Annotated in this window: 38 protein-coding genes; all 38 read right to left on the reverse strand. The window is 43.4% G+C overall.

Going from position 1 to position 23420, the window contains the following annotated elements:
* Positions 1-3: 3 nt before the first annotated feature.
* A complete protein-coding gene (locus tag H3V11_RS03595) occupies positions 4-240 on the reverse strand; it encodes a Fis family transcriptional regulator (protein WP_037394816.1) in 237 nt (78 codons plus the stop codon).
* A gap of 43 nt (positions 241-283) precedes the next feature.
* Positions 284-1288 carry a tRNA dihydrouridine synthase DusB gene (gene dusB / locus H3V11_RS03600; RefSeq protein ID WP_084550959.1) on the reverse strand — a complete coding sequence of 335 codons (1005 nt, stop codon included), beginning with the start codon at positions 1286-1288 and terminating at the stop codon, positions 284-286.
* A 603-nt stretch (positions 1289-1891) separates the two neighbouring features.
* Positions 1892-3769, reverse strand: coding sequence for a 1-deoxy-D-xylulose-5-phosphate synthase (gene dxs / locus H3V11_RS03605; RefSeq protein ID WP_198223619.1), 1878 nt, complete (start codon positions 3767-3769; stop codon positions 1892-1894).
* Positions 3770-3975: 206 nt separating this feature from the next.
* Positions 3976-4446, reverse strand: coding sequence for a 23S rRNA (pseudouridine(1915)-N(3))-methyltransferase RlmH (rlmH, locus tag H3V11_RS03610; protein WP_198223620.1), 471 nt, complete (start codon positions 4444-4446; stop codon positions 3976-3978).
* A 32-nt stretch (positions 4447-4478) separates the two neighbouring features.
* On the reverse strand, positions 4479-4868 hold the full coding sequence (rsfS, locus tag H3V11_RS03615) for a ribosome silencing factor (protein ID WP_025331679.1): 390 nt from the start codon (positions 4866-4868) through the stop codon (positions 4479-4481).
* A 62-nt stretch (positions 4869-4930) separates the two neighbouring features.
* Complete coding sequence (gene nadD / locus H3V11_RS03620; RefSeq protein WP_198223621.1) at positions 4931-5566, reverse strand: nicotinate-nucleotide adenylyltransferase; 636 nt, start codon at positions 5564-5566, stop codon at positions 4931-4933.
* Positions 5563-6126 (reverse strand): carbonic anhydrase, encoded by a 564-nt coding sequence (locus tag H3V11_RS03625; protein WP_025331681.1) that lies wholly within the window; start codon positions 6124-6126, stop codon positions 5563-5565. Before H3V11_RS03625 ends, nadD begins: the two co-directional genes overlap by 4 nt.
* A gap of 125 nt (positions 6127-6251) precedes the next feature.
* Complete coding sequence (locus H3V11_RS03630) at positions 6252-7565, reverse strand: NCS2 family permease (RefSeq protein WP_041880047.1); 1314 nt, start codon at positions 7563-7565, stop codon at positions 6252-6254.
* A gap of 205 nt (positions 7566-7770) precedes the next feature.
* Positions 7771-9099 (reverse strand): tRNA (N6-isopentenyl adenosine(37)-C2)-methylthiotransferase MiaB, encoded by a 1329-nt coding sequence (miaB, locus tag H3V11_RS03635; RefSeq protein ID WP_198223622.1) that lies wholly within the window; start codon positions 9097-9099, stop codon positions 7771-7773.
* Between the two features lie 14 nt (positions 9100-9113).
* Entirely contained in the window at positions 9114-9500 is a 387-nt protein-coding gene (locus H3V11_RS03640; RefSeq protein ID WP_025331684.1) for a hypothetical protein, read from the reverse strand.
* 448 nt (positions 9501-9948) lie between these two features.
* Positions 9949-10332: a 50S ribosomal protein L17 gene (rplQ, locus tag H3V11_RS03645; protein WP_025331685.1), complete on the reverse strand. Its 384-nt coding sequence runs from the start codon at positions 10330-10332 to the stop codon at positions 9949-9951.
* Positions 10333-10350: 18 nt separating this feature from the next.
* Entirely contained in the window at positions 10351-11337 is a 987-nt protein-coding gene (gene rpoA / locus H3V11_RS03650; RefSeq protein WP_025331686.1) for a DNA-directed RNA polymerase subunit alpha, read from the reverse strand.
* Positions 11338-11361: 24 nt separating this feature from the next.
* Entirely contained in the window at positions 11362-11982 is a 621-nt protein-coding gene (gene rpsD / locus H3V11_RS03655; protein WP_025331687.1) for a 30S ribosomal protein S4, read from the reverse strand.
* 15 nt (positions 11983-11997) lie between these two features.
* Positions 11998-12390, reverse strand: a complete 393-nt coding sequence (gene rpsK, locus H3V11_RS03660) for a 30S ribosomal protein S11 (protein ID WP_025331688.1) — start codon at positions 12388-12390, stop codon at positions 11998-12000.
* A 16-nt stretch (positions 12391-12406) separates the two neighbouring features.
* A complete protein-coding gene (gene rpsM / locus H3V11_RS03665) occupies positions 12407-12769 on the reverse strand; it encodes a 30S ribosomal protein S13 (RefSeq protein ID WP_025331689.1) in 363 nt (120 codons plus the stop codon).
* A 56-nt stretch (positions 12770-12825) separates the two neighbouring features.
* A complete protein-coding gene (gene rpmJ, locus H3V11_RS03670) occupies positions 12826-12939 on the reverse strand; it encodes a 50S ribosomal protein L36 (RefSeq protein ID WP_003697674.1) in 114 nt (37 codons plus the stop codon).
* A gap of 18 nt (positions 12940-12957) precedes the next feature.
* Positions 12958-13176 carry a translation initiation factor IF-1 gene (infA, locus tag H3V11_RS03675; protein WP_003684714.1) on the reverse strand — a complete coding sequence of 73 codons (219 nt, stop codon included), beginning with the start codon at positions 13174-13176 and terminating at the stop codon, positions 12958-12960.
* Positions 13177-13181: 5 nt separating this feature from the next.
* Positions 13182-14498: a preprotein translocase subunit SecY gene (secY, locus tag H3V11_RS03680; protein WP_198223623.1), complete on the reverse strand. Its 1317-nt coding sequence runs from the start codon at positions 14496-14498 to the stop codon at positions 13182-13184.
* Between the two features lie 13 nt (positions 14499-14511).
* On the reverse strand, positions 14512-14946 hold the full coding sequence (rplO, locus tag H3V11_RS03685; RefSeq protein WP_025331691.1) for a 50S ribosomal protein L15: 435 nt from the start codon (positions 14944-14946) through the stop codon (positions 14512-14514).
* 1 nt (position 14947) lies between these two features.
* Positions 14948-15133, reverse strand: coding sequence for a 50S ribosomal protein L30 (gene rpmD / locus H3V11_RS03690; RefSeq protein ID WP_025331692.1), 186 nt, complete (start codon positions 15131-15133; stop codon positions 14948-14950).
* Complete coding sequence (gene rpsE / locus H3V11_RS03695; RefSeq protein WP_025331693.1) at positions 15126-15644, reverse strand: 30S ribosomal protein S5; 519 nt, start codon at positions 15642-15644, stop codon at positions 15126-15128. The genes rpmD and rpsE overlap by 8 nt, the downstream gene beginning before the upstream one ends.
* A 19-nt stretch (positions 15645-15663) precedes the next feature.
* Positions 15664-16017: a 50S ribosomal protein L18 gene (gene rplR, locus H3V11_RS03700; RefSeq protein ID WP_025331694.1), complete on the reverse strand. Its 354-nt coding sequence runs from the start codon at positions 16015-16017 to the stop codon at positions 15664-15666.
* A gap of 13 nt (positions 16018-16030) precedes the next feature.
* The gene (gene rplF / locus H3V11_RS03705) at positions 16031-16564 is read right to left on the reverse strand and encodes a 50S ribosomal protein L6 (RefSeq protein WP_025331695.1); all 534 of its coding nucleotides are present in this window, start codon (positions 16562-16564) and stop codon (positions 16031-16033) included.
* A gap of 9 nt (positions 16565-16573) precedes the next feature.
* Positions 16574-16966 (reverse strand): 30S ribosomal protein S8, encoded by a 393-nt coding sequence (rpsH, locus tag H3V11_RS03710; RefSeq protein ID WP_084564662.1) that lies wholly within the window; start codon positions 16964-16966, stop codon positions 16574-16576.
* A 14-nt stretch (positions 16967-16980) separates the two neighbouring features.
* Positions 16981-17286 (reverse strand): 30S ribosomal protein S14, encoded by a 306-nt coding sequence (gene rpsN / locus H3V11_RS03715; protein ID WP_025331697.1) that lies wholly within the window; start codon positions 17284-17286, stop codon positions 16981-16983.
* Between the two features lie 2 nt (positions 17287-17288).
* Positions 17289-17828, reverse strand: a complete 540-nt coding sequence (rplE, locus tag H3V11_RS03720; RefSeq protein ID WP_025331698.1) for a 50S ribosomal protein L5 — start codon at positions 17826-17828, stop codon at positions 17289-17291.
* 10 nt (positions 17829-17838) lie between these two features.
* The gene (gene rplX / locus H3V11_RS03725; RefSeq protein WP_025331699.1) at positions 17839-18162 is read right to left on the reverse strand and encodes a 50S ribosomal protein L24; all 324 of its coding nucleotides are present in this window, start codon (positions 18160-18162) and stop codon (positions 17839-17841) included.
* 11 nt (positions 18163-18173) lie between these two features.
* Positions 18174-18542 (reverse strand): 50S ribosomal protein L14, encoded by a 369-nt coding sequence (rplN, locus tag H3V11_RS03730; protein WP_025331700.1) that lies wholly within the window; start codon positions 18540-18542, stop codon positions 18174-18176.
* A 232-nt stretch (positions 18543-18774) separates the two neighbouring features.
* Positions 18775-19038 (reverse strand): 30S ribosomal protein S17, encoded by a 264-nt coding sequence (rpsQ, locus tag H3V11_RS03735; RefSeq protein WP_025331701.1) that lies wholly within the window; start codon positions 19036-19038, stop codon positions 18775-18777.
* Positions 19038-19229 carry a 50S ribosomal protein L29 gene (gene rpmC, locus H3V11_RS03740; protein WP_025331702.1) on the reverse strand — a complete coding sequence of 64 codons (192 nt, stop codon included), beginning with the start codon at positions 19227-19229 and terminating at the stop codon, positions 19038-19040. Before rpmC ends, rpsQ begins: the two co-directional genes overlap by 1 nt.
* Positions 19229-19645, reverse strand: coding sequence for a 50S ribosomal protein L16 (gene rplP, locus H3V11_RS03745; RefSeq protein ID WP_037394618.1), 417 nt, complete (start codon positions 19643-19645; stop codon positions 19229-19231). Before rplP ends, rpmC begins: the two co-directional genes overlap by 1 nt.
* Positions 19629-20333 carry a 30S ribosomal protein S3 gene (rpsC, locus tag H3V11_RS03750; RefSeq protein ID WP_037394614.1) on the reverse strand — a complete coding sequence of 235 codons (705 nt, stop codon included), beginning with the start codon at positions 20331-20333 and terminating at the stop codon, positions 19629-19631. The genes rplP and rpsC overlap by 17 nt, the downstream gene beginning before the upstream one ends.
* 9 nt (positions 20334-20342) lie before the next feature.
* Positions 20343-20672 (reverse strand): 50S ribosomal protein L22, encoded by a 330-nt coding sequence (gene rplV, locus H3V11_RS03755; protein WP_037394611.1) that lies wholly within the window; start codon positions 20670-20672, stop codon positions 20343-20345.
* A 10-nt stretch (positions 20673-20682) separates the two neighbouring features.
* Positions 20683-20958 carry a 30S ribosomal protein S19 gene (rpsS, locus tag H3V11_RS03760; RefSeq protein WP_025331704.1) on the reverse strand — a complete coding sequence of 92 codons (276 nt, stop codon included), beginning with the start codon at positions 20956-20958 and terminating at the stop codon, positions 20683-20685.
* A gap of 5 nt (positions 20959-20963) precedes the next feature.
* Positions 20964-21800, reverse strand: a complete 837-nt coding sequence (rplB, locus tag H3V11_RS03765; protein WP_037394606.1) for a 50S ribosomal protein L2 — start codon at positions 21798-21800, stop codon at positions 20964-20966.
* Between the two features lie 5 nt (positions 21801-21805).
* A complete protein-coding gene (gene rplW, locus H3V11_RS03770) occupies positions 21806-22120 on the reverse strand; it encodes a 50S ribosomal protein L23 (protein WP_025331706.1) in 315 nt (104 codons plus the stop codon).
* Positions 22117-22737, reverse strand: a complete 621-nt coding sequence (gene rplD, locus H3V11_RS03775) for a 50S ribosomal protein L4 (RefSeq protein WP_025331819.1) — start codon at positions 22735-22737, stop codon at positions 22117-22119. The genes rplW and rplD overlap by 4 nt, the downstream gene beginning before the upstream one ends.
* Positions 22737-23381 carry a 50S ribosomal protein L3 gene (gene rplC / locus H3V11_RS03780; RefSeq protein WP_037394597.1) on the reverse strand — a complete coding sequence of 215 codons (645 nt, stop codon included), beginning with the start codon at positions 23379-23381 and terminating at the stop codon, positions 22737-22739. The genes rplD and rplC overlap by 1 nt, the downstream gene beginning before the upstream one ends.
* Positions 23382-23420 lie beyond the last annotated feature (39 nt).

Genomic DNA, 23420 nt, shown 5'->3' on the forward strand with positions numbered 1-23420 from the left:
GATTTAATCCAGCAGATGATGTTGGATTAATTTTTTACGTAAAGTATTGCGGTTCAAACCAAGAATTTGTGCTGCACGTGTCTGATTGTTATCACATACGTCCATTACACAACGTAATAGCGGTAGTTCCATTTGCTGTAATACCATATCATATACTGCACAAGGTGTTTCACCATCAAGATCAGCAAAATATTGACGTACATTTGCCTCTATACATTGAGCGATACTAACTTTAGGCATTTCACTCATTTACATTTTCCTTATATAACTCAGGGCAAACTGCTTATTGCTCACGGTAATCACATGGCCATTCTGTTAATTGTGCTACTTGCCTGTCCAGAAAATCATTAACCAGCTGCAACTGTATTTGCGCATCATCTGTCGTATTCACCTGTCTGCGAAAAATTTCACCTTCCGGTAGACCGGACACATACCAGCCAATATGTTTACGGGCAATGCGCACTCCCGTAAATATCCCGTAAAAATCATGTATAGCAGAAACATGATTGACTATAATCTGTGCATGCTCCGCTATGGTCAGTGCCTGCGGTAAACAACCATGCTTATAGTAATGTACCAAATCGCGGAACAACCATGGCTGTCCCTGTGCAGCGCGCCCGATCATCACACCATCGGCACCGGTTTGTTGTTTTATATCAATCGCTTTTTGCGGGCTGGTAATATCACCGTTAACCCATAATGGCAGGTTTATCTTCTGTCGTACTTGTGTAATCAGATCATAACTTGCCGTTCCCCGGTACATTTGCGTTCGTGTTCGGCCGTGGATAGCAAGAGCAGCAATTCCTGCCTGTTCAGCTATTTGCGCAATGGTTAAAATATTACGATGATCGTCATCCCATCCCAGACGGGTTTTCAGCGTTACCGGAACATCAACTGCACCGACAACGGTTTGCAAAATAGCCTTAACCAGCGATTCATTTTGTAATAGAGCACTGCCAGCCAATACATTACATACTTTTTTTGCCGGGCAGCCCATATTAATATCAATTACTTCAGCACCACGGGCTACATTATAGCAGGCAGCCTCGGCCAGCTGCTGCGGATCACTACCCGCAATCTGTACTACCCTGACCCCGCTTTCACCGTCGTAGTCTGCCCGCTGCAAAGTCTTACGAGTTTTCTGTAAATAAGGATCACTGGTAATCATTTCACTTACAGCCCAGCCTGCACCAAATTCACGGCATAACTGACGGAAAGGTTTATCAGTTATACCTGCCATCGGAGCTAAGGCAAACGGAGTAGCAAGCTGATAACAACCAATTTGCATAATTGCTAAATCAAACGGAGAAAGAAGAATAAATATCTAAATATTGTACATTTTTTAGGCACTCACTCCAAATATAAATAATATTATTAAAATAGTTCATTGATTAATTTAAAAAAATTATTTATTAAATATAAAATAGTTTTAGCCCGCTAATACTTTAGCCCAGTTTGTTTTCTGCAATTTGCTTTCAGATGTCCGAAATAGATATTTGCTGCATCGGTTAAATACTGATTAATCGATTACGAGTAAAATACTGACTAACAGGCCAGAATATAATAAATTTTATGCTATCTGCTTATATTTATCTCTGCTGCAATAAAGCGACTATTTCAAAATGTCAGCACTTGGATAAGAAGATATAAAACAGCCTGTCGACTTGTTGGTCAAATAACCACAAGCAAATTACTGGTGATATTTAAAGTGATTTTAAAGCTTGCTGGCAGTATTTATTTTATTTGTGTGAAGTTAAATGATTTTAGTTACAGTTAGGTGGTAGGAAGATAATGAAAGCTACAAATACAGTCCATCATACTAAGAGCAGCTTAATAAAGTTTTATTAAGATAAAAACTCTATTAAGCTGCCGGATACTATTCAGATAATAATTATTCTATCCATTGTAGAATTTGTTGCTGAATTTTTTCTGCACTTAATCCCATTTGCGCTAACAATCGTGCTGTATCACCATGTTCAGTAACAATATCAGGAATTCCGAGTGTCAAAACGGGTTTAGTCAGATTATGCTGTACTAGCGCTTCAAGCACAGCACTTCCTGCACCGCCAATTTTACTGTTTTCTTCAAGCGTAACTATATAATCATGTTCTGCTGCCAGCTGTACTAATAACTCTGTATCCAGTGGTTTGACAAAACGCATATCTGCTACTGTAGCATCAATAGCATTAGCTACAGTCAGTGCCGGTTGTACCATACTACCAAACGCTACCAAAGCAATTTTACTTCCTTTGCGGCGTACTACTCCCTTACCAATTGCCACTGTAGCCAAATCTGATCCCGCTTCGATACCGGTACCTGTACCACGCGGATAACGCACAGCCGCCGGCTGATTAAGCTGATAACAGCTTGATAATAGTAAACGGCATTCACGTTCATCACTAGGAACAGCAATTACCAGATTGGGTACGCAGCGCAAATAGCTTAAATCATAGACACCCGCATGTGTCGGACCATCTGCACCAACAATTCCGCCGCGATCAATAGCAAACAAAACCGGCAAATTCTGTAATGCCACATCATGAATCAGCTGATCGTAAGCACGTTGCAGAAAAGTTGAATAAATTGCTACAACCGGCTTCATCTGCTCACAGGCAAGTCCGGCAGCAAAAGTAACCGCATGCTGTTCTGCAATACCAACATCAAAATAACGTTCAGGGTAAAGCTTCTCAAACTCTACCAGACCACTGCCTTCACGCATTGCCGGAGTAATGGCCAGTAATTTATTGTCTGCCGCGGCCTGATCGATTATCCACTGACTAAAAATCTGTGTATAAGTGGGTTTAGCAGCCCCGTCAGATGAATGCAAACCCTGCTGAGGATCAAATGCACTGACAGCATGAAATGCAACCGGATCATTTTCTGCCAGTTTATAGCCATGCCCTTTTTTAGTAATAATATGCAACAATTGCGGCCCTTTACGGCTGCGCATTTCCTGCAATACATCTACCAGCTGAATCACATCATGCCCGTCAACCGGACCGGAATAGGTAAATCCAAAATTATCAAATAATGATAAAGTTTCAGAGCTAGTGCTTTCTTCAATCAGCCCCTTAATTTTATTTTCTACCCGCTGAGCCACATCCAGAGCACCCGGAACCAGACTCAGCACTTTTTCTGATTTGTGCTTGATAGATTTCACTAAGTCTTTTACATCATGCAAAGGATTTTTCGCCAAATATTTAGGTAAAGCTCCCACATTGGGTGAAATAGACATTTCGTTATCGTTGAGAATAACCAACAAATCAATGTCCATATCCCCGGCATTATTCAACGCTTCAAATGCCTGTCCCGCCGTCATTGCCCCGTCACCAATAATAGCCACACTACGATTGGTTTTATGCTGTAATTTATCAGCAACAGCCATACCCAGAGCAGCACCAATCGAAGTAGAGGAATGACCGACGCCAAACACATCGTATTCAGACTCGCTGCGTTTAGGAAACCCGGCCAGACCTCCGCATTGACGCATTGTATTCATGCGTTGCTTACGTCCGGTAAGAATTTTATGAGGATAACTCTGATGCCCTACATCCCAAATCAGATGGTCATATGGCGTCTGATATACATAATGCAAAGCAACAGTTAACTCAACTGCCCCGAGATTACTGGCAAAGTGTCCTCCTGTTTTACTTACTGATTCAAGTAAATAGGCGCGCAATTCATTGACCAGCTCAGGTAACTGTGTTTTTTGTAAACGACGAACATCCTGCGGTAAATCAATGGTATCAAGCAGTGGTGTAGGATTCATGATCAGACTTTACTTATTATTAATTTATTAATCCGGGTGACAGATCAAATACCTGCCAAGTAAATGCAGAGTAATTATATACCAGCATACCCCCTGCACGGGGGTATTTCATTATATGACGAAAAATTATTTTTATCCGGATTCATCCAAATAATTTCAGTCAATCAAAACAATTCAATCTTAAATTACCAATCCACACTATTGAATTACTCACGATGATATGGATGATTATGCAGAATCGACTGTGCACGATAAAGCTGCTCTGTCAGCAATACCCGCACCATACCATGAGGTAAAGTAAGACTGGAGAGCCGCAATAACAAATTCGCTCGCTGTTTTAAACCATCAGTCATACCATCGGCACCACCAATAACAAAACACAGATTATCACCCTGATGCTGCCATTTTTTTAACCAGTTAGCGAGTTCCATCGAAGTAGGGGCTTTTCCGCGCTCATCCAGAACTATTAGATAACTATGCGCAGGAATGGCTGCAACAATACGCGCCTCTTCTGCAGCCATTGCCTGCGCTGTACTCGTTCCGGAACCACGCTTTTCCGGCTTGATTTCTTTAAGCTGAAACTGAATTTCACGACCAAATCTTTTACTGTAATCGGTCACAGCATAATCTACCCATTGCGGCATTTTCGTTCCTACCGCCAGCACAGTAATATTCATTCAATTCCAGTAAAATTAGTATCCGGCACAAATCAATCTGCAGCCTGCCATGGCTTAGCTGCCCCTGCATGAAAGGAAGGTTTTTCACCACCCCACAAAGCTTCAATATCATAATAATCGCGTACTGCTGGCTGCATAACATGCACAACCAGATCACCAGCATCAACCAATGCCCATTCACCGCTATCAAGACCTTCAGTGCTGATAATTTCATAACCAGCCTCTTTCAAATCGACAGCCACATTGTTGGCCAGAGCCTTTACCTGACGTGTACTGTCACCACTGGCAATAATCATGCGTGAAAACAGCGAAGTTTGTGCTGAAGTATCCAGCACAATAATATCTTTTCCTTTAATATCTTCAAGTGCATTAACGCTAACGGCTACCATATTTTCCCATTGAGCGATAAGATTTTCATCCATATAGTAAAATACCCTATTATGTTAAAAGCATTTCCAGCTTAGAAATACTCTATAAATATAAATTATGCCTGATAAAGACCTTCATGGTCGATGTATTCAGCCACAGTCTCCGGAACATCATCATGATGACCTGATGACCATTTTGCACGAATATCAGTTGAGCTGACTGGTAAAAATGATGTTTGTAATAAAACTGCACGTCCGCCATCACTACCATCCGGTACCGTCATATTTTTAGCCAGTGCATCTGGCAACCATTGCTGCAATGATTCCGGCAAATCGGTTAATCTCTGTTGACCGCGCTGAGCAATTGCCAGATTCACACTTTGTAGCAGAGCCTGATAGCGATGCCAGTGAGGTAATTGCAACAATGAATCCATTCCCAGCAACCACCATAACTGAGTCTGCGGAAATACCTGACGAAACAGAGATACTGTATCAATAGTATATGTAGGTCCATTACGTAGTACATCGCAATCAGACACACTAAAACGTTTGTCTGTACTAATTGCCCTTTCCACCATAGCAAGACGTTGTAGTGCCGGTGTACAGATAACTGTCGGTTTATGATACGGATCACCAGCCGGAATAAAAATAACATTATCCAGCATTAACTCATCGGCAAAACCCTGTGCAATATGAATATGCCCATTATGCAGGGGATCAAAAGTACCGCCGAACAAACCGATACGTTTCATACTTTATTTCCGTTAACCACAATATTCAGCTTACCGGTAATCGGATGAATAACCAGACCATGTACCCTAATCTCACTGGGCATCAGAGGATGTTTACGTATCATATTCACCGAATGCATAATAGCATCTTCCACACAATCAAAATCAGTTAACCATTTATGGAAATCTACGCCGGCATTTTCCAGAATTTCAAGGCGCTCATCGCTGATCCCCCGGGCGCGCATTCTGTCAAGCATATCAGGCACATGTAATTCCTGCATGCCGCAATCATAATGCCCGATCACCATAATTTCAGTTACATTCATTTCAAATACAGCCACTAGTAATGAACGCATCACGGAACCCCAGGGATGGGTGACTAAAGCACCGGCGTTACGAATTACCTTAGCATCTCCATTCTTCAACCCCAGAGCACGGGGTAATAAATCCAGAATCCGTGCGTCCATACAGGAAACAATCGCCAGATTTTTTTCCGGATATTTATCTGTAAAAAATTGCTCATACTCTTCTGCATCAACAAATCTTTGATTAAAGTCCATAATTTCATCGATTAAAGACATAATTTCTCCCTCTGCATTTATTTAATCGTTACATGAATCTTATTACATTGATACATCAGCCCGAAGAACAAAAACCATAAAATATTCAGGCAGCCCAACGGCTGCCTGTTAACAAACCGAACTGTCTATGCACCTAACCAGAGCAATTTAAAAGCCCATAGTACAGCAATAATCCACACCATATAAGAAACTTCTTTAACTCTGCCACAGAACAGTTTAATTAGTGCATAACTAATAAAACCCATTGCAATACCATCTGCAATTGAATAAGCGAAAGGCATAAAAATCAGTGTAAAAAATGCAGGTGCAGCTTCAGATACATCTTTCCAGTCAATTTCCATCATACTGCGCATCATCAGTACACCCACATATAACAAAGCAGGCGCAGTTGCATATGCCGGCACACTGGCAGCAAGCTTGGAAAACCACAAACTGGCCAGCATCAGAAGACCAACCACCACTGCTGTCAGACCTGTACGGCCGCCTGCAGCTGCTCCGGCTGCCGACTCTACATAAGCAGTAGTAGAAGAAGTACCCAGCCCGGCACCGACTACAATTGCCGTTGAATCGGCCAGCAACGCTTTTTTTACCCGTGGTAATTTGCCATCCACCAACAAACCGGCACGTCCGGCAACACCAATCAGAACACCGGTACTGTCAAATAAATCCACAAAGAAAAACACAAAAATAACGCTAACCAGACTCATGCTAAATAAATCATGAAAATCCAGCTGTAAAAAGGTAGGAGCCAGAGAGGGAACCGGCGCAAATATTCCCTTAAACTCATTAAGACCTGCTACTGAAGCAATAGCCGTAATTGCCAAAATACCGATAATAATTCCGCCACGTATGCGGAAATGCTCCAAAGTAACTATGAAACAAAAGCCCACGATCGTCAACAGCACCTGAGGAGAATGAATATCACCCAGGCTGACCAGAGTGTTCGGATTAGATACCACTACTTCGGCACTTTTGAGCGCAACCAGAGCCAGAAATAAACCAATACCGCCGCCAATAGAATACTTGAGAGAATTCGGTAGTGAATTAACAATCGCTTCGCGCACCTTAAACAGGCTTAAGATAATAAAAACAATACCGGAAACAAAAACTGCACCCAGTGCTACCTGCCATGATATACCCATACCTTTTACAACAGCATAAGTAAAATAAGCATTCAGTCCCATACCGGGCGCGAGGGCGATCGGATAATTGGCTACCAATCCCATCATCATGCAGGCAAAAGCTGAAGAAATACAGGTAGCCACAAATACCGCACCAAAATCCATTCCGGCATCCTTAAGAATAGAAGGATTAACTACCAGAATATAGCTCATTGCCAAAAAAGTAGTCAGACCGGCTAACACCTCAGTGCGCACACTGCTGCCACTTTCTTTAATTTTAAAAAAACGATCCAGAAAAGAAGTACCCGCTGGGCTCATGCCAATTCCTTTTAATACCGAACAAAGGCCAGACAAAACCGGTTATCATTAATAAATGTTTATTGATAACCAGACGAAAAAACAAATAAATATAGCATCACATTCCGACAACAAGCACAGCCTTTATACTGTATTAATGTACATGTTCCGGTATCCAGATAAATGGATTAATGCAGCGTTTCCCCTTATTAGAAAGATTAATCACTTAATCGGCTAAAACCATTTTTCCGCGTAAAGAAAAAGTATGTGCCTGAGTGATTTCCAGCTCTACCATCTGATTAATCAGACGAGGATGCCCTGTAAAATTAACTACCCGGTTATTTGCTGTACGCGCCTGTAACTGATCAGGATCTTTTTTAGACACACCTTCTACAAGACAGCGCTGTACACTGCCAAGCATAGATTGATTAATACGCGCTGTCTCAGCTTCAATCACTGTATTTAATGCTTCCAGACGACGTACTTTTTCAGCATGAGGAGTATCATCCGGTAAATTTGCTGCCGGTGTTCCCGGACGCGGACTATAGATAAATACAAAGCTTAAATCAAAAGCCAGGTCTTGTACTAACTTCAGAGTTTGCTCAAACTCACGCTCAGTTTCTCCCGGAAAGCCAACAATAAAGTCTGAACTTAAACATAAATCCGGCCGGATAGCCCGCAACTTACGGATAATATGTTTATACTCTAAGGCTGTATAGCCACGTTTCATTGCCATTAAAACACGGTCGGAACCAGACTGTACCGGAAGATGCAAATGTGATACCAGCTTAGGTAAATCACGATAACACTCAATGATTGCATCAGAAAATTCACGCGGGTGGCTAGTCGTAAAGCGCATGCGTTCAATACCGGGTATCTCATGCACTATGCGCAGCAACGTTGCGAAATCACAGATTTCACCATCACCCATATCGCCGCGATAGGCGTTTACGTTTTGTCCCAGCAGATTAATTTCTTTGACACCCTGTTGTGCCAGACCGGCAATTTCAGTAAGCACATCGTCAAGTGGACGTGAAAATTCCTCTCCGCGCGTGTAGGGTACAACACAAAAACTGCAATATTTGGAACAGCCTTCCATAATAGATACGAACGCTGCTCCACCTTCAACACGTGCAGGCGGTAAATGATCAAATTTTTCTATTTCCGGAAAAGAAATATCTACCTGTGACAGACCACTGGTTTCCTTATCAAGAATCATTTGTGGTAAACGATGCAAAGTCTGAGGACCGAAAACCACATCCACATAAGGTGCGCGCTGAATAATTGCCTCACCTTCTTGTGAAGCCACACAACCACCGACACCGATAATTAAATCCGGATTTTTAACTTTCAAAGGTCGGATACGACCCAAATCTGAAAATACTTTTTCCTGAGCCTTTTCCCGAACCGAACAGGTATTAAAAAGAATAATATCTGCATCTTCAGCCCTGTCAGTTCGTTCTAAAGGTTGCCCTTCTGCCAGGACAGACAGCATTTTTTCACTGTCGTATTCATTCATCTGACAACCAAAGGTTCGTATAAATACTTTTTTCATAACACCTACAATAATTATTCAACCTGCGGATTATTGGGTCTCACTAATGCGTCCTGCTCTTCATCAGTCAGTACCCAGATTTCCTGAATCTGATTTGCTCTGTCAACCCGCACTGCTATCGTTGCATTCTTAAATTTGTACAAATTGTTATACGTAACAAAACGATTATTTGTATCATGTATACGTACTCCCCTGCTTAATTGAAATGTTTTATTACCTTTAACTAAGCCCAAACTTAACGTACGTAACCATGCTTTTTTTGCCGTTCCTAATACAACCTGCTGTCCTTCTGCTTGTTTCAATACAACTATATGAATATCATTAGGTAAAACACGACCTGCCCATACTAATGAAGAGGATAAAAAAATCAGGCTCAACAATACTAAACGTAAATATTTCATGATTTCTCCTTAAATAACAATAGTCAGCTAAGCGTCAATAATTATACGCAGAAGAGAGATAAACAGCAGCTTTTTAAGAAAAACGAATTCTGAAAAGCTAAAACAGTAAATACAAACTTATTAAATCAAACAAATGTATTTAAATAGAATTACGGTAATAAACTTACACTAAACAAGTAGTTTAAATTCGGTTCAAAAATCAGCTTTTTATTTGTGTATTGATTAATTCCTAAAATAACTATATTTTCGGCATCATAACAAAAAACCAAACTTACTCAATGATGAAAAAAGTAGTGAATCGTACCTATTAAAATTTATAGATATATACTGAATTACTACATCACGACAACTAAATAAATATACATTTTCAAACTATTCACAAAACCATAAAGCAAAAAATCAAAATGAAACAAGCCAGCCTAATGGCTGGCTTGTTCGTGAAGCCTGATTACTCAGCTACAGCTTCAGATTCAGGTGCTTTCTCAACCAACTCAACCAGAGCCAGCGGAGCATTATCGCCTTTACGGAAGCCATACTTCAATATGCGCAGATAGCCACCATTCCGATTAGCAAAGCGCGGGCCTAACTCATTGAATAATTTAACAACAACATCACGATCACGTGTACGATTAAAAGCTAAACGATGATTAGCCAGTGAAGGCTTTTTACCTAAAGTAATCAATGGTTCAGCTACACGACGCAACTCTTTTGCTTTCGGCAAAGTAGTTACAATTGTTTCGTGAGTCAATAAAGAATTGGCCATATTACGCAACATAGCAGCGCGATGACTGCTGGTGCGATTTAATTTGCGGTTACCATTACGATGACGCATGTCATTATCCTTTAATCATCAAACTTGTGGCTTTTCCAGACTGGCCGGCGGCCAGGCTTCCAGTTTTGAACCCAACGTCAATCCTTTGGAAGCCAGGACTTCCTTGATTTCGTTCAGAGATTTTCTACCCAGATTCGGGGTTTTCAACAATTCAGTCTCTGTGCGTTGAATCAAATCGCCAATATAGTAAATATCTTCAGCTTTCAAGCAGTTTGCTGAACGAACGGTCAACTCCAGATCATCAACTGGACGAAGCAGAATCGGATCAATCGGTGGTTCTTTCTCTTCTACCACGGTAACTGGAGTACCCTGTAAATCTGCAAAAATTGACATTTGATCAATCAAAATACAGGCCGCATTGCGAACTGCTTCTTCAGGGTCAATAGCACCGTTGGTTTCAATATCTAAAACCAGACGATCTAAATCAGTACGCTGCTCAACACGAGCAGGTTCTACTTCAAAGCTGACACGACTGATAGGCGAAAAGCTTGCATCTAGTTGAATAGCGCCGATACGTTTGTGGTCGTCTTTATTACGACGACCTGACACAGATTCATAACCTCTGCCTTGTTCAACCTTAATTTCCATATTGATACTACCACCTTCAGACAGGTGGCAGATAACATGATCAGGGTTAACAATTTCGACATCATGAGGTAACTCAATATCAGCTGCGGTAACAACACCAGCACCTGATTTTTTCAAACTTAAAGTTACTTCTGTGCGGCCATGCACTTTAAATACTACACCTTTCAGGTTCAGCAGAATATCAACAACATCCTCCTGAACGCTGTCAAGTGTAGAATATTCATGCAATACGCCTTCAATCGTTACTTCTGTCGACGCATAACCATTCATTGATGACAGTAAGATACGACGCAAAGCATTACCCAAGGTATGGCCGAAACCACGTTCAAAAGGCTCCATAGACACTTTGGCACGGGTAGCAGACAAGGTGTCAACGTCAATTTGACGTGGCTTCAAGAATTCGGATGTGTTTTGCATTTAACTGTCCTCACTTAACCAGCTTTATTTAGAGTAAAACTCTACCACCAGCTGTTCATTAATATCGCCACTCAATTCAGTGCGATCTGGCATGTTTTTGAAAACACCTTCCAGCTTGCCTTCTTCAACAGAAACCCAGCTTGGTAAACCGATCTGGCTGGCAAGACTGAATGCTTCCTGAATTCGCACCTGTTTTTTGGCTTTTTCGCGAACAGCAACCACATCACCAGCTTTCACTTGAAAAGAAGGGATGTTTACAACCTGACCGTTCACAGTAATGGCTTTGTGAGATACCAACTGACGGGCTTCAGCACGAGTAGAGCCAAACCCCATACGGTATACCACGTTGTCTAAACGAGATTCCAACAACTGAAGCAGCAATTCACCAGTCGAACCTTTACGACGGGCTGCTTCAGCAAAATAACGGCGGAACTGACGTTCTAACACACCGTAAATACGGCGGATTTTCTGTTTTTCACGTAATTGCAGACCATAGCCGGACAAACGCGGTTTTTTTGCGCCATGCTGGCCGGGAGCAGAGTCAAGTTTACATTTTGAATCCAGAGAGCGACGTGCACTCTTCAGAAACAGATCTGTGCCCTCACGACGGGCTAATTTACATTTCGGGCCGGTATAACGTGCCATACTCAAATACTCCTGTTAGATACGACGTTTTTTAGGTGGCCGACAACCATTGTGTGGCAATGGAGTAACGTCTGTAATACTGGTAATCTTGAAACCAAGAGCGTTGAGCGCACGCACAGAAGATTCGCGACCAGGACCCGGCCCTTTAATGCGAACTTCCAGATTTTTTACGCCATACTCTTGGGCAACTTTACCAGCTGCTTCTGCCGCAACCTGAGCGGCAAATGGTGTGCTCTTACGTGAACCTTTAAAACCAGCACCGCCAGAGGTAGCCCAAGATAATGCATTGCCCTGACGGTCAGTGATAGTAATGATGGTATTATTGAAAGATGCATGTACATGCACAATACCTTCACTTACGGATTTACGTACTTTCTTGCGCACACGAGCTGTGTTTGCTTTAGCCATTATTATTCCTTATCAATTATTTCTTGCCTGCGATCGCTTTACGCGGACCTTTACGCGTACGCGCATTGGTACGGGTACGCTGACCACGGCACGGTAAACCACGACGATGACGCAGACCACGATAACAGCCCATGTCCATCAAACGTTTGATATTCATGGTTACTTCACGGCGCAGATCACCTTCCACATGGTATTTGGCAATCTGTTCACGCAAAGCATCAAGCTGAGTCTCGTCTAAATCTTTTACTTTAGTGCTCGGCACAACGCCGGCAGCTTCGCAAACCAGTTTAGCGCGAGACGAACCAATACCATAAATAGCCTGAAGGCCAATTACGATATGGGCATTGTTAGGGATATTTACCCCTGCAATACGAGCCATATTTTTTCCTTAGGGCAAAAGTCTGTCACTATAACACAAAGACTTATGGTTATCCATTAGCCTTGGCGTTGTTTATGACGAGGGTCAGTACAAATCACGCGTACGACACGATTACGACGAATGATTTTACAATTACGGCAAATTTTCTTTACCGATGGCTGAACGCGCATATTATTTCCTTTCTACTCTTAGCGGGCGCGGAAAACGATGCGGGCACGAGTCAAATCGTACGGAGTCAATTCCACAGTCACTTTATCACCGGGTGAAATACGAATGTAATGCATGCGCATTTTTCCGGAGATATGACCTAAAACGACATGATCGTTTTCAAGTTTAACTTTAAAAGTTGCGTTGGGCAGGGTTTCAAGAATTTCACCCTGCATTTGTATGGTATCTTCTTTAGCCATAATACTTAACGACGTGATGATAATGATTTCATCGCAGAACGCTTCATCAGATGTTCATACTGACTGCTCATTACGTAAGAAGCGATTTGCGTTTTAAAATCCATGGTCACCACCACCAGAATAAGTAGTGAGGTGCCACCTAGGTAGAAAGGTACATTCATCGCAGAAGTCAGCACTTCCGGAATCAGGCACACGATAGCAATATAAATTGCGCCCCAAAAGGTCAAACGCAATACAACTTTCTCCAGATAACGACTGGTTTGCTCACCAGGCCGGATACCTGGAACGAAAGCACCACTTTTCTTCAGATTTTCTGCCATTTCCCTTGGACTGAACACCAAAGCCGTATAGAAATAACAAAAGAAGATAATAGTAGCTGCAAATAACAAAATATAAACAGGCTGACCATGCTGCAATAATGTAGCCAGTTTCTGTAACCAACTATCCGGATTTGCCGAACCAAACCAGCTTAACAGAGTAGAAGGAAACAAAATAATACTGGATGCAAAAATTGGCGGAATAACCCCAGCCATATTCAGTTTGAACGGCAGATGAGAGTTTTGCGCCTGCATAATACGATTACCTACCTGACGTTTGGCATATTGCACAGGTACTTTACGTTGTGCACTTTCAATATATACAACAGCATATATCAATGTCAGCGCACCAACAATCAGTGCAACAGCCATCAGATAACTAATTGATCCCTGACTGGTTAATGTCAGCAAACGACCAATACCGGCAGGCAGACTGGCTGCAATACCGGCGGTAATAATCAGCGAAATACCATTACCTATACCACGTTCAGTAATTTGTTCACCCAGCCACATCAGAAACATGGTTCCTGTAACCAGACAAACCATAGTCGAGAAATAAAACTCAATCTGACCGGAAACTACTACATTTTGCTGGTAAACAAATGCAGCAGCACCAAAGCTTTGCAAAGTGGCCAGCAAAACAGTACCGTAACGGGTATATTTGGTCAAAGTACGGCGCCCCGCCTCACCTTCTTTTTTTAAAGCCTTCAATGAAGGAATAATTTCAGAAGCAAGCTGAATAATAATTGAGGCTGAAATATAGGGCATCACACCTATTGCAAAAATACTGAACCGTTGCAGAGAACCGCCGGAAAACATATTAAGCATACTTAATATGCCTCCGCCGGCACTTTCATACAATTTGGTCAAAGCAGCACCATCCACACCGGGCACTGGAATATGTGAACCGATGCGGAATACAACCAACGCACCAAGTAAAAATAACAGACGATTTTTCAAATCACCGAACTTTGAAAGTCCTGTTGCGGATTGCGGATTAGCCACTTGAGTCCTTGCCTTATTCTGCTACTTTACCACCGGCAGCTTCAATGGCCTGTTGCGCACCTTTGGTGGCCTTAATACCATTTAAAGTTACCGCCTTATCAATACTGCCTGATGCAATAATTTTAACATTCAGAGCAGTAGCAGGCACCAGTCCTGCCTGTTTCAGAACTAAAACATCAATTTCATCAACTGCAATTTTAGCCAGTTCATCTAAACGCACTTCTGCATTCAGATTAGCAGTCAGAGATTTAAAACCGCGTTTCGGCAGACGGCGTTGCAAAGGCATCTGACCGCCTTCGAAACCGACTTTATGATAACCACCTTTACGGCTTTTCTGACCCTTATGGCCTCGGCCACAAGTTTTGCCTAAACCGCTGCCAATGCCACGACCTACACGGCGAGCCGCGTGTTTAGCACCTTCAGCAGGTTGAATGGTATTCAAAAGCATGTTACTTCTCCACTTTCAAAAGGTAGCTGATTTTGTTGATCATGCCACGATTTTCGGGGGTATCAAGCACTTCAACAGTATGCTCGCGGTGACGTAAGCCTAAACCGCGTGCGCAGGCACGATGAGCAGCAATAGTGCCAATCAGACTTTTAACCAGTGTAATGCGTATGGTTTTTTGCTCACTCATGATCTGCTCCTAAAATTTCTTCTACGGTCAGGCCACGTTTAGCAGCAATCTCAGCCGGCGTATACAGTTTAGACAATCCGTCCAGAGTTGCGCGAACAATGTTGTATGGATTGGTTGAACCATGTACTTTAGCAGAGATATTATGAATACCCATTGCATCAAATACCAAACGCATTGGACCACCAGCTTTCACACCATTACCTTCTTTGGCCGGTTGCATGAATACACGTGTTGCACCATGGCGACCAATTACTTCGTGATGAATGGTACGTCCATTTAAAGGCACTTTGATCATATTGCGGCGGGCTTGATCCATAGCTTTCTGTACAGCCACAGGTACTTCTTTAGATTTACCTTTGCCCATACCAATGCGACCATCGCCATCACCTACTACGGTTAAAGCCGAGAAGGCCATAATGCGGCCACCCTTAACCACTTTGGTCACACGGTTTACGGCAACCATTTTTTCAATCAGGCCGTCACCGCGTTCTTCAGTTTCGTGTTTTGCCATATTTCTGGTCTCCAGTTTATTAGAAGCTCAAACCGTTTTCACGGGCTGCCTCAGCCAAGGCTTTAACGCGACCATGGTATTGAAAACCAGAACGGTCAAAAGCCACTGCATCAATGCCGGCCGCTTTGGCTTTTTCAGCAATGCGTTTGCCAACTACAACAGCAGCATCTACATTGCTACCATATTTAATGCTGGCACGAACATCAGCCTCAAGAGTAGAGGCCTGAGCCAGTACTCGGTCACCTTCAGCGCTAATAACCTGGGCATAAATGTGATTATTGGTGCGGAAAACGCACAATCTCACTTTGTTCAGGGCTGCAATTTTGGCACGGGTTTTACGTGCTCGACGCAGTCTTGCTACATTTTTATCCATCAGTGAGCCTCAATTATTTTTTCTTGGTTTCTTTAATAACGACACGCTCATCAGCATAACGTACACCTTTACCTTTATAAGGTTCCGGCGGACGGAATCCACGAATTTCAGCGGCCACCTGCCCTACTACCTGTTTATCTGCACCGGCAATGATTACTTCGGTAGCAGAAGGAGTAGTAGCAGTAATACCTTCAGGCAATTCGTAGTTAATCGGATGAGAGTAACCTAAAGAAAGATTCAATACTTTACCCTGAGCCTGAGCGCGATAACCCACACCAATCAGTTGCAGCTTTTTCTCAAAACCATTGCTCACGCCCACAACCATATTGTGCAATAAAGCACGAACTGTACCGGATAAAGCATTTGCTTTTGTACTGTTATCATTGGCGGTAACAACCAGCTGACCATCATTCAATGCTACATTCACTTCAGCGTGCTGATGCAGAGACAATTCGCCGTTTTTACCTTTAACAATGATAGCCTCTGGAGAAAACTTAACGTCAACGCCAGCCGGAACCACTACCGGATGTTTTGCAATTCGAGACATGTTTTCTCCTTAGGCAACTACGCACAATAACTCACCGCCAATACCATTGGCACGGGCTTTACGGTCAGTCATTACGCCTTTAGAAGTGCTCACAATCACAACGCCCAAACCATTCATTACAGAAGGAATGTCGTTGGAACCTTTATACACACGCAAACCAGGACGTGATACGCGCTGAATGCGCTCTATTACCGGCTGACCTGCATAGTATTTCAATTGTATTTCCAATGTCGCCTTGGTTTCAGTAGATACGGCGAAATCTTCTACGTAGCCTTCTTCTTTCAAAACTTTGGCAATTGCTACTTTCAGTTTTGAAGAAGGCATACTTACAGAGACTTTATTCGCACGCTGAGCGTTGCGAATACGGGTCAACATATCGGAAATAGGATCATGCATACTCATATTTTATACTCCTATTACCAGCTGGCTTTGATGACACCCGGAATTTCACCACGCATGGCGATTTCACGGATTTTGGTACGGGCCAAGCCGAATTTACGGAAATTACCACGCGGACGACCGGTCAAAGCGCAGCGACGACGTTGACGAATCGGAGCAGCATTACGCGGAATAGCCTGCAGTTTCAGACGTGCCTGAAAATGTTCTTCATCAGTCGCGTTAGCATCATTGATGATGGCGAAAATGGCTTCACGCTTTGCAGCATATTTTTTTGCCAAAGCTTCACGCTTCAGCTCACGATTAATAAGTGCTTTCTTAGCCATAATTAACCCTTAAACGGAAATTTGAACAGAGACAGCAGTGCTTTGGCTTCTGCGTCAGTTTTGGCAGTAGTGGTAATAGTAATATTCAAACCACGCAAAGCATCAATTTTATCGTATTCAATTTCCGGGAAAATAATTTGTTCACGCACGCCCATGTTGTAATTACCACGACCGTCGAATGATTTACCATTTACACCGCGGAAGTCACGTACACGCGGCAAAGCGATTGCAATCAGACGATCCAGAAATTCATACATACGATCACGGCGCAAAGTTACTTTGCAGCCAATCGGGTAATTATCACGGATTTTAAAGCCTGCAATTGACTTGCGTGCTACAGTTACTACTGGTTTCTGACCAGCAATTTTTTCCAGATCACCAACTGCATGTTCCATTACTTTTTTATCGGCAACCGCTTCACCAACACCCATGTTGAGGGTAATTTTTTCAATACGCGGTACTTCCATGATAGATTTGTAACCGAACTGTTTGGTCAACTCAGGAACAACAGTAGTGTTATAAAAGTCTTTTAAACGAGCCATTGATTACTCCTTAAGCTCCCACGGCGGCACCGGTAGATTTATATACACGGGTACGCACTACTTTGCCGTCTACAGTTTCTACTTTGATACCTACGCGGTCAGCTTTTTGGGTTTCCGGATTGAAAATCGCCACATTGGAAATAGCCAATGGCGCATCTTTGGTGATTACACCACCTTCAATCCCACGCATGGGGTTAGGTTTCTGGTGACGTTTAACACGATTTACGCCGTCAACAATCACTTTATCACCCAAAACACGCACTACTTTACCCTGTTTGCCCTTATCTTTACCGGCAATAATGATCACCTGATCACCAGTTTTAATCTTTTTCATTGCAACCTCACTTACAGTACTTCAGGAGCCAATGAAACGATTTTCATGAATCGCTCAGTACGTAGCTCACGGGTTACCGGGCCAAAAATACGGGTACCAATTGGTTCCAGTTTGGTATTCAACAGCACGGCTGCATTGTTATCAAATTTGATCAGTGCTCCGTCATTACGACGTACACCTTTAGCTGTACGCACTACCACAGCGTTATATACATCGCCCTTTTTAACGCGACCACGGGGAGCTGCGTCTTTTACGGCCACTTTAATAATGTCGCCTACAGATGCGTAGCGACGCTTAGATCCACCTAATACTTTGATGCACATTACGCGGCGCGCACCAGAGTTGTCAGCCACATCTAAGATGGTCTGCATTTGAATCATGTTATTACCTTTAAAAATCCAACTTAATTTACCGCTTTCAGTCAGCCTGTTACCACTCAATAGCTGTCTGAAACCATTAACGGTTCTAGTAAACCAGTCTTGGGTCCCGAAGGGAGAGTTCCGGCGACTGCCGGAGACTTTCAAGAAACTGAAAGTTAAGGAACGAAGTTTACAGACAATATCTGATTGTCGCAAGACTTCGTTCCCTAATTGCAGCACATTGTTGTGTTAATTACACATTACGTGCTTTCTCAATCAGCTCAGTTACAACCCAGCTTTTGGTTTTTGACAACGGGCGACCTTCGGAAATGACAACAACGTCACCAATACCGTATTGGTTTTGCTCATCGTGCGCATGGATTTTAGTAGAACGACGGATTACTTTACCATACAGCGGGTGTTTCACTTTACGTTCCACCAATACTGTTACAGTTTTATCCATTTTGTCGCTCACGACTTTGCCCTGCAAAGTACGTACGTTTTTAGCTTCAGTCATTATTCACCATCCTTCTGATGCAAAATGGTTTTTACACGAGCAATATTACGACGCACTTTTTTCAGCTCACTGTTTTTACCCAGCTGGCCGGTGGCGTGCTGCATACGCAAACCAAACTGCGCTTTCAACAGACCAACCAGTTCTTCGTTTAACTGCTCAACAGATTTGTCTTTCAATTCACTGGTTTTCATTATTGACCTACCTGGCGTTTAACAAATACAGTCTGAATCGGCAATTTGGCTGCAGCCAGTTCAAAAGCCTGACGAGCCAATGTTTCATCAACACCGTCCATTTCGTAGAGCATTTTGCCCGGCTGGATTTCAGCAATGTAATATTCCACATTACCTTTACCGCCACCCATACGAACCTGAATTGGTTTTTCAGTAATAGGTTTATCCGGGAATACGCGAATCCAGATACGACCGCCACGTTTAATATGACGGGTCATTGCACGACGTGCTGCCTCAATCTGGCGTGCAGTCAAACGACCGCGACCCACAGCTTTCAGACCAAAATCACCAAAGCTAACTTTATTGCCACGAGTAGCAATACCGGTGTTGCGGCCTTTTTGCTGTTTGCGGTATTTCATTCTAGTTGGCTGCAGCATTTCGACCACCTGCCTTTCTGCTGTGTTTCTTGTCCTGTTCCGGCTTAGCCTGAATTTCACCCGGCGTCAGTTCACCTTTGTAAACCCAAACTTTGATACCGATAATGCCATATGTAGTTTTGGCTTCGCTGGTAGCGTAGTCAACATTGGCACGCAGGGTATGTAAAGGCACACGACCTTCACGATACCATTCGGTACGCGCAATTTCGATACCGTTCAGACGACCTGAAGACATAATTTTGATGCCTTTGGCGCCAACACGCATAGCATTCTGCATAGCACGTTTCATGGCACGACGGAACATAACGCGTTTTTCCAGTTGTCCGGCAATATTGTCCGCAATAATTTGCGCATCGATTTCCGGTTTACGGATTTCTTCGATGTTTACATGCACCGGTACGCCCATGATTTTCTGCAAATCACGTTTTAATACTTCAATATCTTCACCTTTTTTACCGATTACAATACCAGGACGGGCACTGTAAATGGTAATACGTGCAGATTTTGCCGGGCGTTCAATTACCACGCGACCTACAGAAGCATTTGCAAGACGTTTGCGTAAAAAATGACGTACGTCAATATCTTCTTTCAGCACTTTGGAAAAGTCGCCGCTTTTGGCAAACCACTTGGAAGACCAATCTTTATTCACTGCCAGGCGAAAGCCTGTAGGGTTAATTTTTTGTCCCATCGCTTTTCCTTAGTTGCCTACAATCACGTTGATGTGACAAGTTTGTTTTTCGATGCGGTTACCACGACCTTTAGCACGTGCCTGAAAACGTTTCAGACTCGGACCTTTGTCGATATAAATAGTAACCACTTTCAGTTCATCGATATCAGCACCTTCGTTGTGTTCGGCATTGGCTACTGCAGATTCCAGTACCTTTTTAATCAGTTCAGCACCCTTTTTCGGGCTGAATGTCAAAATGTTCAACGCTTGGGCAATATCTTTGCCACGTACCAAGTCAGCTACCAGACGAGCTTTTTGTGCTGAAATACGGGCATTTTTGTGTTGTGCACTAACTCTCATGTTTTATCCCTTATTTTTTAGCCTTCTTATCAGCCAAATGGCCTTTGAAGGTACGGGTCAATGAGAATTCACCCAACTTATGACCAACCATATTATCGCTGATAAATACCGGCACGTGGGTACGTCCGTTGTGTACAGCAATGGTCAGACCGATAAAATCAGGCAGAATAGTGGAACGACGTGACCAGGTTTTAATCGGGCGTTTGTCGTTATTAGCACGAGCCGCATCGACCTTTTTCAGTAAATGCAGGTCGACATATGGGCCTTTTTTTAATGAACGAGCCATATCAGTTAACCTTTATTTGAGTAACGGCGGCGAACAATCATATTGTTCGTGCGTTTATTACGACGAGTACGATAGCCTTTAGTCGGTGTACCCCATGGGCTAACCGGTTCACGAGCTTCACCTGTACGACCTTCACCACCACCATGCGGGTGGTCAACCGGGTTCATCACAACACCGCGTACGGTCGGACGAATACCACGCCAGCGTTTAGCACCGGCTTTACCCAATTTTTGCAGGCTTTGTTCTTCATTGCCTACTTCACCAATGGTGGCACGGCAGTCAACATGAATTTTACGTACTTCACCTGAACGCAGACGCAGCTGTGCATATACGCCTTCTTTTGCCAGCAATACAGCAGATGCACCGGCTGAACGAGCAATCTGTGCACCTTTACCCGGTTTCATTTCGATACAATGAAGAGTTGTACCTACCGGAATATTGCGGATTGGCAGATTATTACCAGCTTTAATTGCAGCTTCAGAACCGGAAACCAATACGGCACCTACCTGAACATTACGCGGCGCAATAATGTAACGGCGTTCACCATCTGCAAAACACAATAACGCAATATGAGCGGTACGGTTCGGATCGTACTCAATACGTTCTACTTTAGCAGCGATACCGTCTTTATCATTACGTTTAAAGTCAACAATACGGTAATGGTGTTTGTGACCACCACCTTTATGACGGGTTGTAATGCGTCCGCCGTGATTACGACCGGCAGTTGAAGACTGTTTTTCTAATAATGGTGCATAGGGTGCACCTTTATGCAAGCCTTCCGCAACCACGCGTACCATTCCGCGACGGCCAGCAGAAGTCGGCTTCATTTTAACAATAGCCATAGTGCTTATTCCTTATCTGCAGAAGCGGCAGCAGATTCAATATCCAGCTCCTGTCCAGCCGCCAGGCTGACATAAGCTTTCTTAACATCGCTGCGCTTACCGATGGTACGGCCAAAACGTTTGTTTTTGCCTTTAATGATGGTTGTGGCTACAGAATCCACTTTCACATTAAATAATAGTTCCACTGCTGCCTTAATTTCAGGTTTAGTGGCATTCGGCAATACTCTAAACGTCATCTGGTTGCGTTTTTCAGCCAGCATGTTGCTTTTTTCGGAAACAACAGGAGCCAAGAGCACTTGCATTAAACGTTGTTGATTCATACCCATTGCTCCTCAAGTTGTGCAACTGCTGCTTTGGTAAGCACCACTTTCTTAAAGCGTAACAGATTGTACGGATCAGTTTGCTGTGCTTCCAGAACCAGTACATTAGGCAGGTTGCGGCTAGACAAGTAAACGTTTTCATCCAGCTGTTTGGTAATGAACAATACCTGCTCCATACCCAGATTTTTAACCTGTTCAGCAAATGCTTTGGTTTTAGGAGTAGCAGCAGACAGTTCATCAATAACAAACAGGCGTTCATCGCGTACCAGCTGAGACAGAATGGCTGCCATACCCGCACGGTACATCTTACGATTTACTTTCTGGGTAAAGTTTTCATCTGGTTTATTCGGGAACGCACGACCACCACTGCGCCACAGCGGAGAAGATGTCATACCGGAACGAGCACGGCCGGTTCCTTTCTGACGCCATGGTTTTTTAGTGGAGTGTTTTACTTCGGCACGGGTTAACTGTGAACGGTTACCGGAACGGGCATTGGCCAGAAAAGCTGTAACCAGCTGGTGAACCAGATCTTCATTGTATTCACGTGCAAACAATGCGTCAGACGCAGCAACTGCACCTGCAACCTGACCCTGAGCATCAATTAATTTCAGTTCCATTACGCACCTACCTTCACGCTCGGACGCACGACAACGTCGCTGTTAACCGCACCGGGCACCGCACCTTTTACCAGCAATAACTGACGTTCGGTGTCTACGCGTACGATTTCCAGATTCTGAATGGTGGACTTAACGTTACCGTACTGTCCGGCCATACGTTTGCCACGGAATACGCGACCCGGATCCTGTGCCATACCGGTTGAACCAGGCACACGATGAGAGCGTGAGTTACCGTGAGAAGCACGCTGAGAACCAAAATTGTGACGTTTGATGGTGCCAGAAAAGCCTTTACCTTTACTGGTACCAGTGACATCAATTAACTGACCTGCTGCAAAAATGCCGACATTGATTTCAGCACCGGCAGACAATTCAGCCAGTTTTTCTTCAGAAACAGCAAATTCAACCAAGCCACGGCCGGCTTCAACACCTGCCTTGGCAAAATGACCTGCCTGTGCCTTGCTTACGCGATTGGCTTTTTTCTGACCAAAAGTTACCTGTACGGCAGTGTAGCCGTCAGTAGCTTCGGATTTGAGTTGAGTGACGCGATTGGCAGACATATCCAGTACAGTTACCGGAACTGATGCGCCGTTCTCATCGAACACGCGCGTCATGCCTACTTTGCGCCCAACCAGACCTAAAGTCATAGTTATTTCCTTTTATAAAGGGACCAATTACGATTGATT

The organism is Snodgrassella sp. W8158 (assembly GCF_016100435.1).
GTDB classification, from domain to species: Bacteria; Pseudomonadota; Gammaproteobacteria; order Burkholderiales; family Neisseriaceae; genus Snodgrassella; species Snodgrassella alvi.

What these genes read in the sequence shown, in the direction of transcription:
- rplR (WP_025331694.1), bottom strand. Translation starts at nt 16,017, where the DNA reads ATGGATAAAAATGTAGCAAGACTGCGTCGAGCACGTAAAACCCGTGCC.
- rpsK (WP_025331688.1), bottom strand. Translation starts at nt 12,390, where the DNA reads ATGGCTAAAGCAAACACAGCTCGTGTGCGCAAGAAAGTACGTAAATCC.
- rpsE (WP_025331693.1), bottom strand. Translation starts at nt 15,644, where the DNA reads ATGGCAAAACACGAAACTGAAGAACGCGGTGACGGCCTGATTGAAAAA.
- rpmC (WP_025331702.1), bottom strand. Translation starts at nt 19,229, where the DNA reads ATGAAAACCAGTGAATTGAAAGACAAATCTGTTGAGCAGTTAAACGAA.
- rplN (WP_025331700.1), bottom strand. Translation starts at nt 18,542, where the DNA reads ATGATTCAAATGCAGACCATCTTAGATGTGGCTGACAACTCTGGTGCG.
- nadD (WP_198223621.1), bottom strand. Translation starts at nt 5,566, where the DNA reads ATGAAACGTATCGGTTTGTTCGGCGGTACTTTTGATCCCCTGCATAAT.
- rpsM (WP_025331689.1), bottom strand. Translation starts at nt 12,769, where the DNA reads ATGGCTCGTATTGCAGGGGTAAATATCCCTAACAATGCCCATATCGTA.
- H3V11_RS03630 (WP_041880047.1), bottom strand. Translation starts at nt 7,565, where the DNA reads ATGAGCCCAGCGGGTACTTCTTTTCTGGATCGTTTTTTTAAAATTAAA.
- rplW (WP_025331706.1), bottom strand. Translation starts at nt 22,120, where the DNA reads ATGAATCAACAACGTTTAATGCAAGTGCTCTTGGCTCCTGTTGTTTCC.
- rpsQ (WP_025331701.1), bottom strand. Translation starts at nt 19,038, where the DNA reads ATGACTGAAGCTAAAAACGTACGTACTTTGCAGGGCAAAGTCGTGAGC.
- dxs (WP_198223619.1), bottom strand. Translation starts at nt 3,769, where the DNA reads ATGAATCCTACACCACTGCTTGATACCATTGATTTACCGCAGGATGTT.
- rplD (WP_025331819.1), bottom strand. Translation starts at nt 22,737, where the DNA reads ATGGAACTGAAATTAATTGATGCTCAGGGTCAGGTTGCAGGTGCAGTT.
- rplX (WP_025331699.1), bottom strand. Translation starts at nt 18,162, where the DNA reads ATGAAAAAGATTAAAACTGGTGATCAGGTGATCATTATTGCCGGTAAA.
- rplP (WP_037394618.1), bottom strand. Translation starts at nt 19,645, where the DNA reads ATGCTGCAGCCAACTAGAATGAAATACCGCAAACAGCAAAAAGGCCGC.
- rplO (WP_025331691.1), bottom strand. Translation starts at nt 14,946, where the DNA reads ATGCTTTTGAATACCATTCAACCTGCTGAAGGTGCTAAACACGCGGCT.
- H3V11_RS03625 (WP_025331681.1), bottom strand. Translation starts at nt 6,126, where the DNA reads ATGTCTTTAATCGATGAAATTATGGACTTTAATCAAAGATTTGTTGAT.
- rsfS (WP_025331679.1), bottom strand. Translation starts at nt 4,868, where the DNA reads ATGGATGAAAATCTTATCGCTCAATGGGAAAATATGGTAGCCGTTAGC.
- infA (WP_003684714.1), bottom strand. Translation starts at nt 13,176, where the DNA reads ATGGCTAAAGAAGATACCATACAAATGCAGGGTGAAATTCTTGAAACC.
- rplC (WP_037394597.1), bottom strand. Translation starts at nt 23,381, where the DNA reads ATGACTTTAGGTCTGGTTGGGCGCAAAGTAGGCATGACGCGCGTGTTC.
- dusB (WP_084550959.1), bottom strand. Translation starts at nt 1,288, where the DNA reads ATGCAAATTGGTTGTTATCAGCTTGCTACTCCGTTTGCCTTAGCTCCG.
- rpsH (WP_084564662.1), bottom strand. Translation starts at nt 16,966, where the DNA reads ATGAGTATGCATGATCCTATTTCCGATATGTTGACCCGTATTCGCAAC.
- rlmH (WP_198223620.1), bottom strand. Translation starts at nt 4,446, where the DNA reads ATGAATATTACTGTGCTGGCGGTAGGAACGAAAATGCCGCAATGGGTA.
- H3V11_RS03595 (WP_037394816.1), bottom strand. Translation starts at nt 240, where the DNA reads ATGCCTAAAGTTAGTATCGCTCAATGTATAGAGGCAAATGTACGTCAA.
- rpsS (WP_025331704.1), bottom strand. Translation starts at nt 20,958, where the DNA reads ATGGCTCGTTCATTAAAAAAAGGCCCATATGTCGACCTGCATTTACTG.
- rpmJ (WP_003697674.1), bottom strand. Translation starts at nt 12,939, where the DNA reads ATGCGCGTTCAGCCATCGGTAAAGAAAATTTGCCGTAATTGTAAAATC.
- rplV (WP_037394611.1), bottom strand. Translation starts at nt 20,672, where the DNA reads ATGAGAGTTAGTGCACAACACAAAAATGCCCGTATTTCAGCACAAAAA.
- rpmD (WP_025331692.1), bottom strand. Translation starts at nt 15,133, where the DNA reads ATGAGTGAGCAAAAAACCATACGCATTACACTGGTTAAAAGTCTGATT.
- rplF (WP_025331695.1), bottom strand. Translation starts at nt 16,564, where the DNA reads ATGTCTCGAATTGCAAAACATCCGGTAGTGGTTCCGGCTGGCGTTGAC.
- rpoA (WP_025331686.1), bottom strand. Translation starts at nt 11,337, where the DNA reads ATGCAAAACACATCCGAATTCTTGAAGCCACGTCAAATTGACGTTGAC.
- rplB (WP_037394606.1), bottom strand. Translation starts at nt 21,800, where the DNA reads ATGGCTATTGTTAAAATGAAGCCGACTTCTGCTGGCCGTCGCGGAATG.
- rplQ (WP_025331685.1), bottom strand. Translation starts at nt 10,332, where the DNA reads ATGCGTCATCGTAATGGTAACCGCAAATTAAATCGCACCAGCAGTCAT.
- rplE (WP_025331698.1), bottom strand. Translation starts at nt 17,828, where the DNA reads ATGGCTCGTTTAAAAGACTTTTATAACACTACTGTTGTTCCTGAGTTG.
- rpsN (WP_025331697.1), bottom strand. Translation starts at nt 17,286, where the DNA reads ATGGCTAAGAAAGCACTTATTAATCGTGAGCTGAAGCGTGAAGCTTTG.
- H3V11_RS03640 (WP_025331684.1), bottom strand. Translation starts at nt 9,500, where the DNA reads ATGAAATATTTACGTTTAGTATTGTTGAGCCTGATTTTTTTATCCTCT.
- miaB (WP_198223622.1), bottom strand. Translation starts at nt 9,099, where the DNA reads ATGAAAAAAGTATTTATACGAACCTTTGGTTGTCAGATGAATGAATAC.
- rpsC (WP_037394614.1), bottom strand. Translation starts at nt 20,333, where the DNA reads ATGGGACAAAAAATTAACCCTACAGGCTTTCGCCTGGCAGTGAATAAA.
- rpsD (WP_025331687.1), bottom strand. Translation starts at nt 11,982, where the DNA reads ATGGCACGTTATACCGGCCCGAAATGTAAATTAGCCCGTCGTGAGGGC.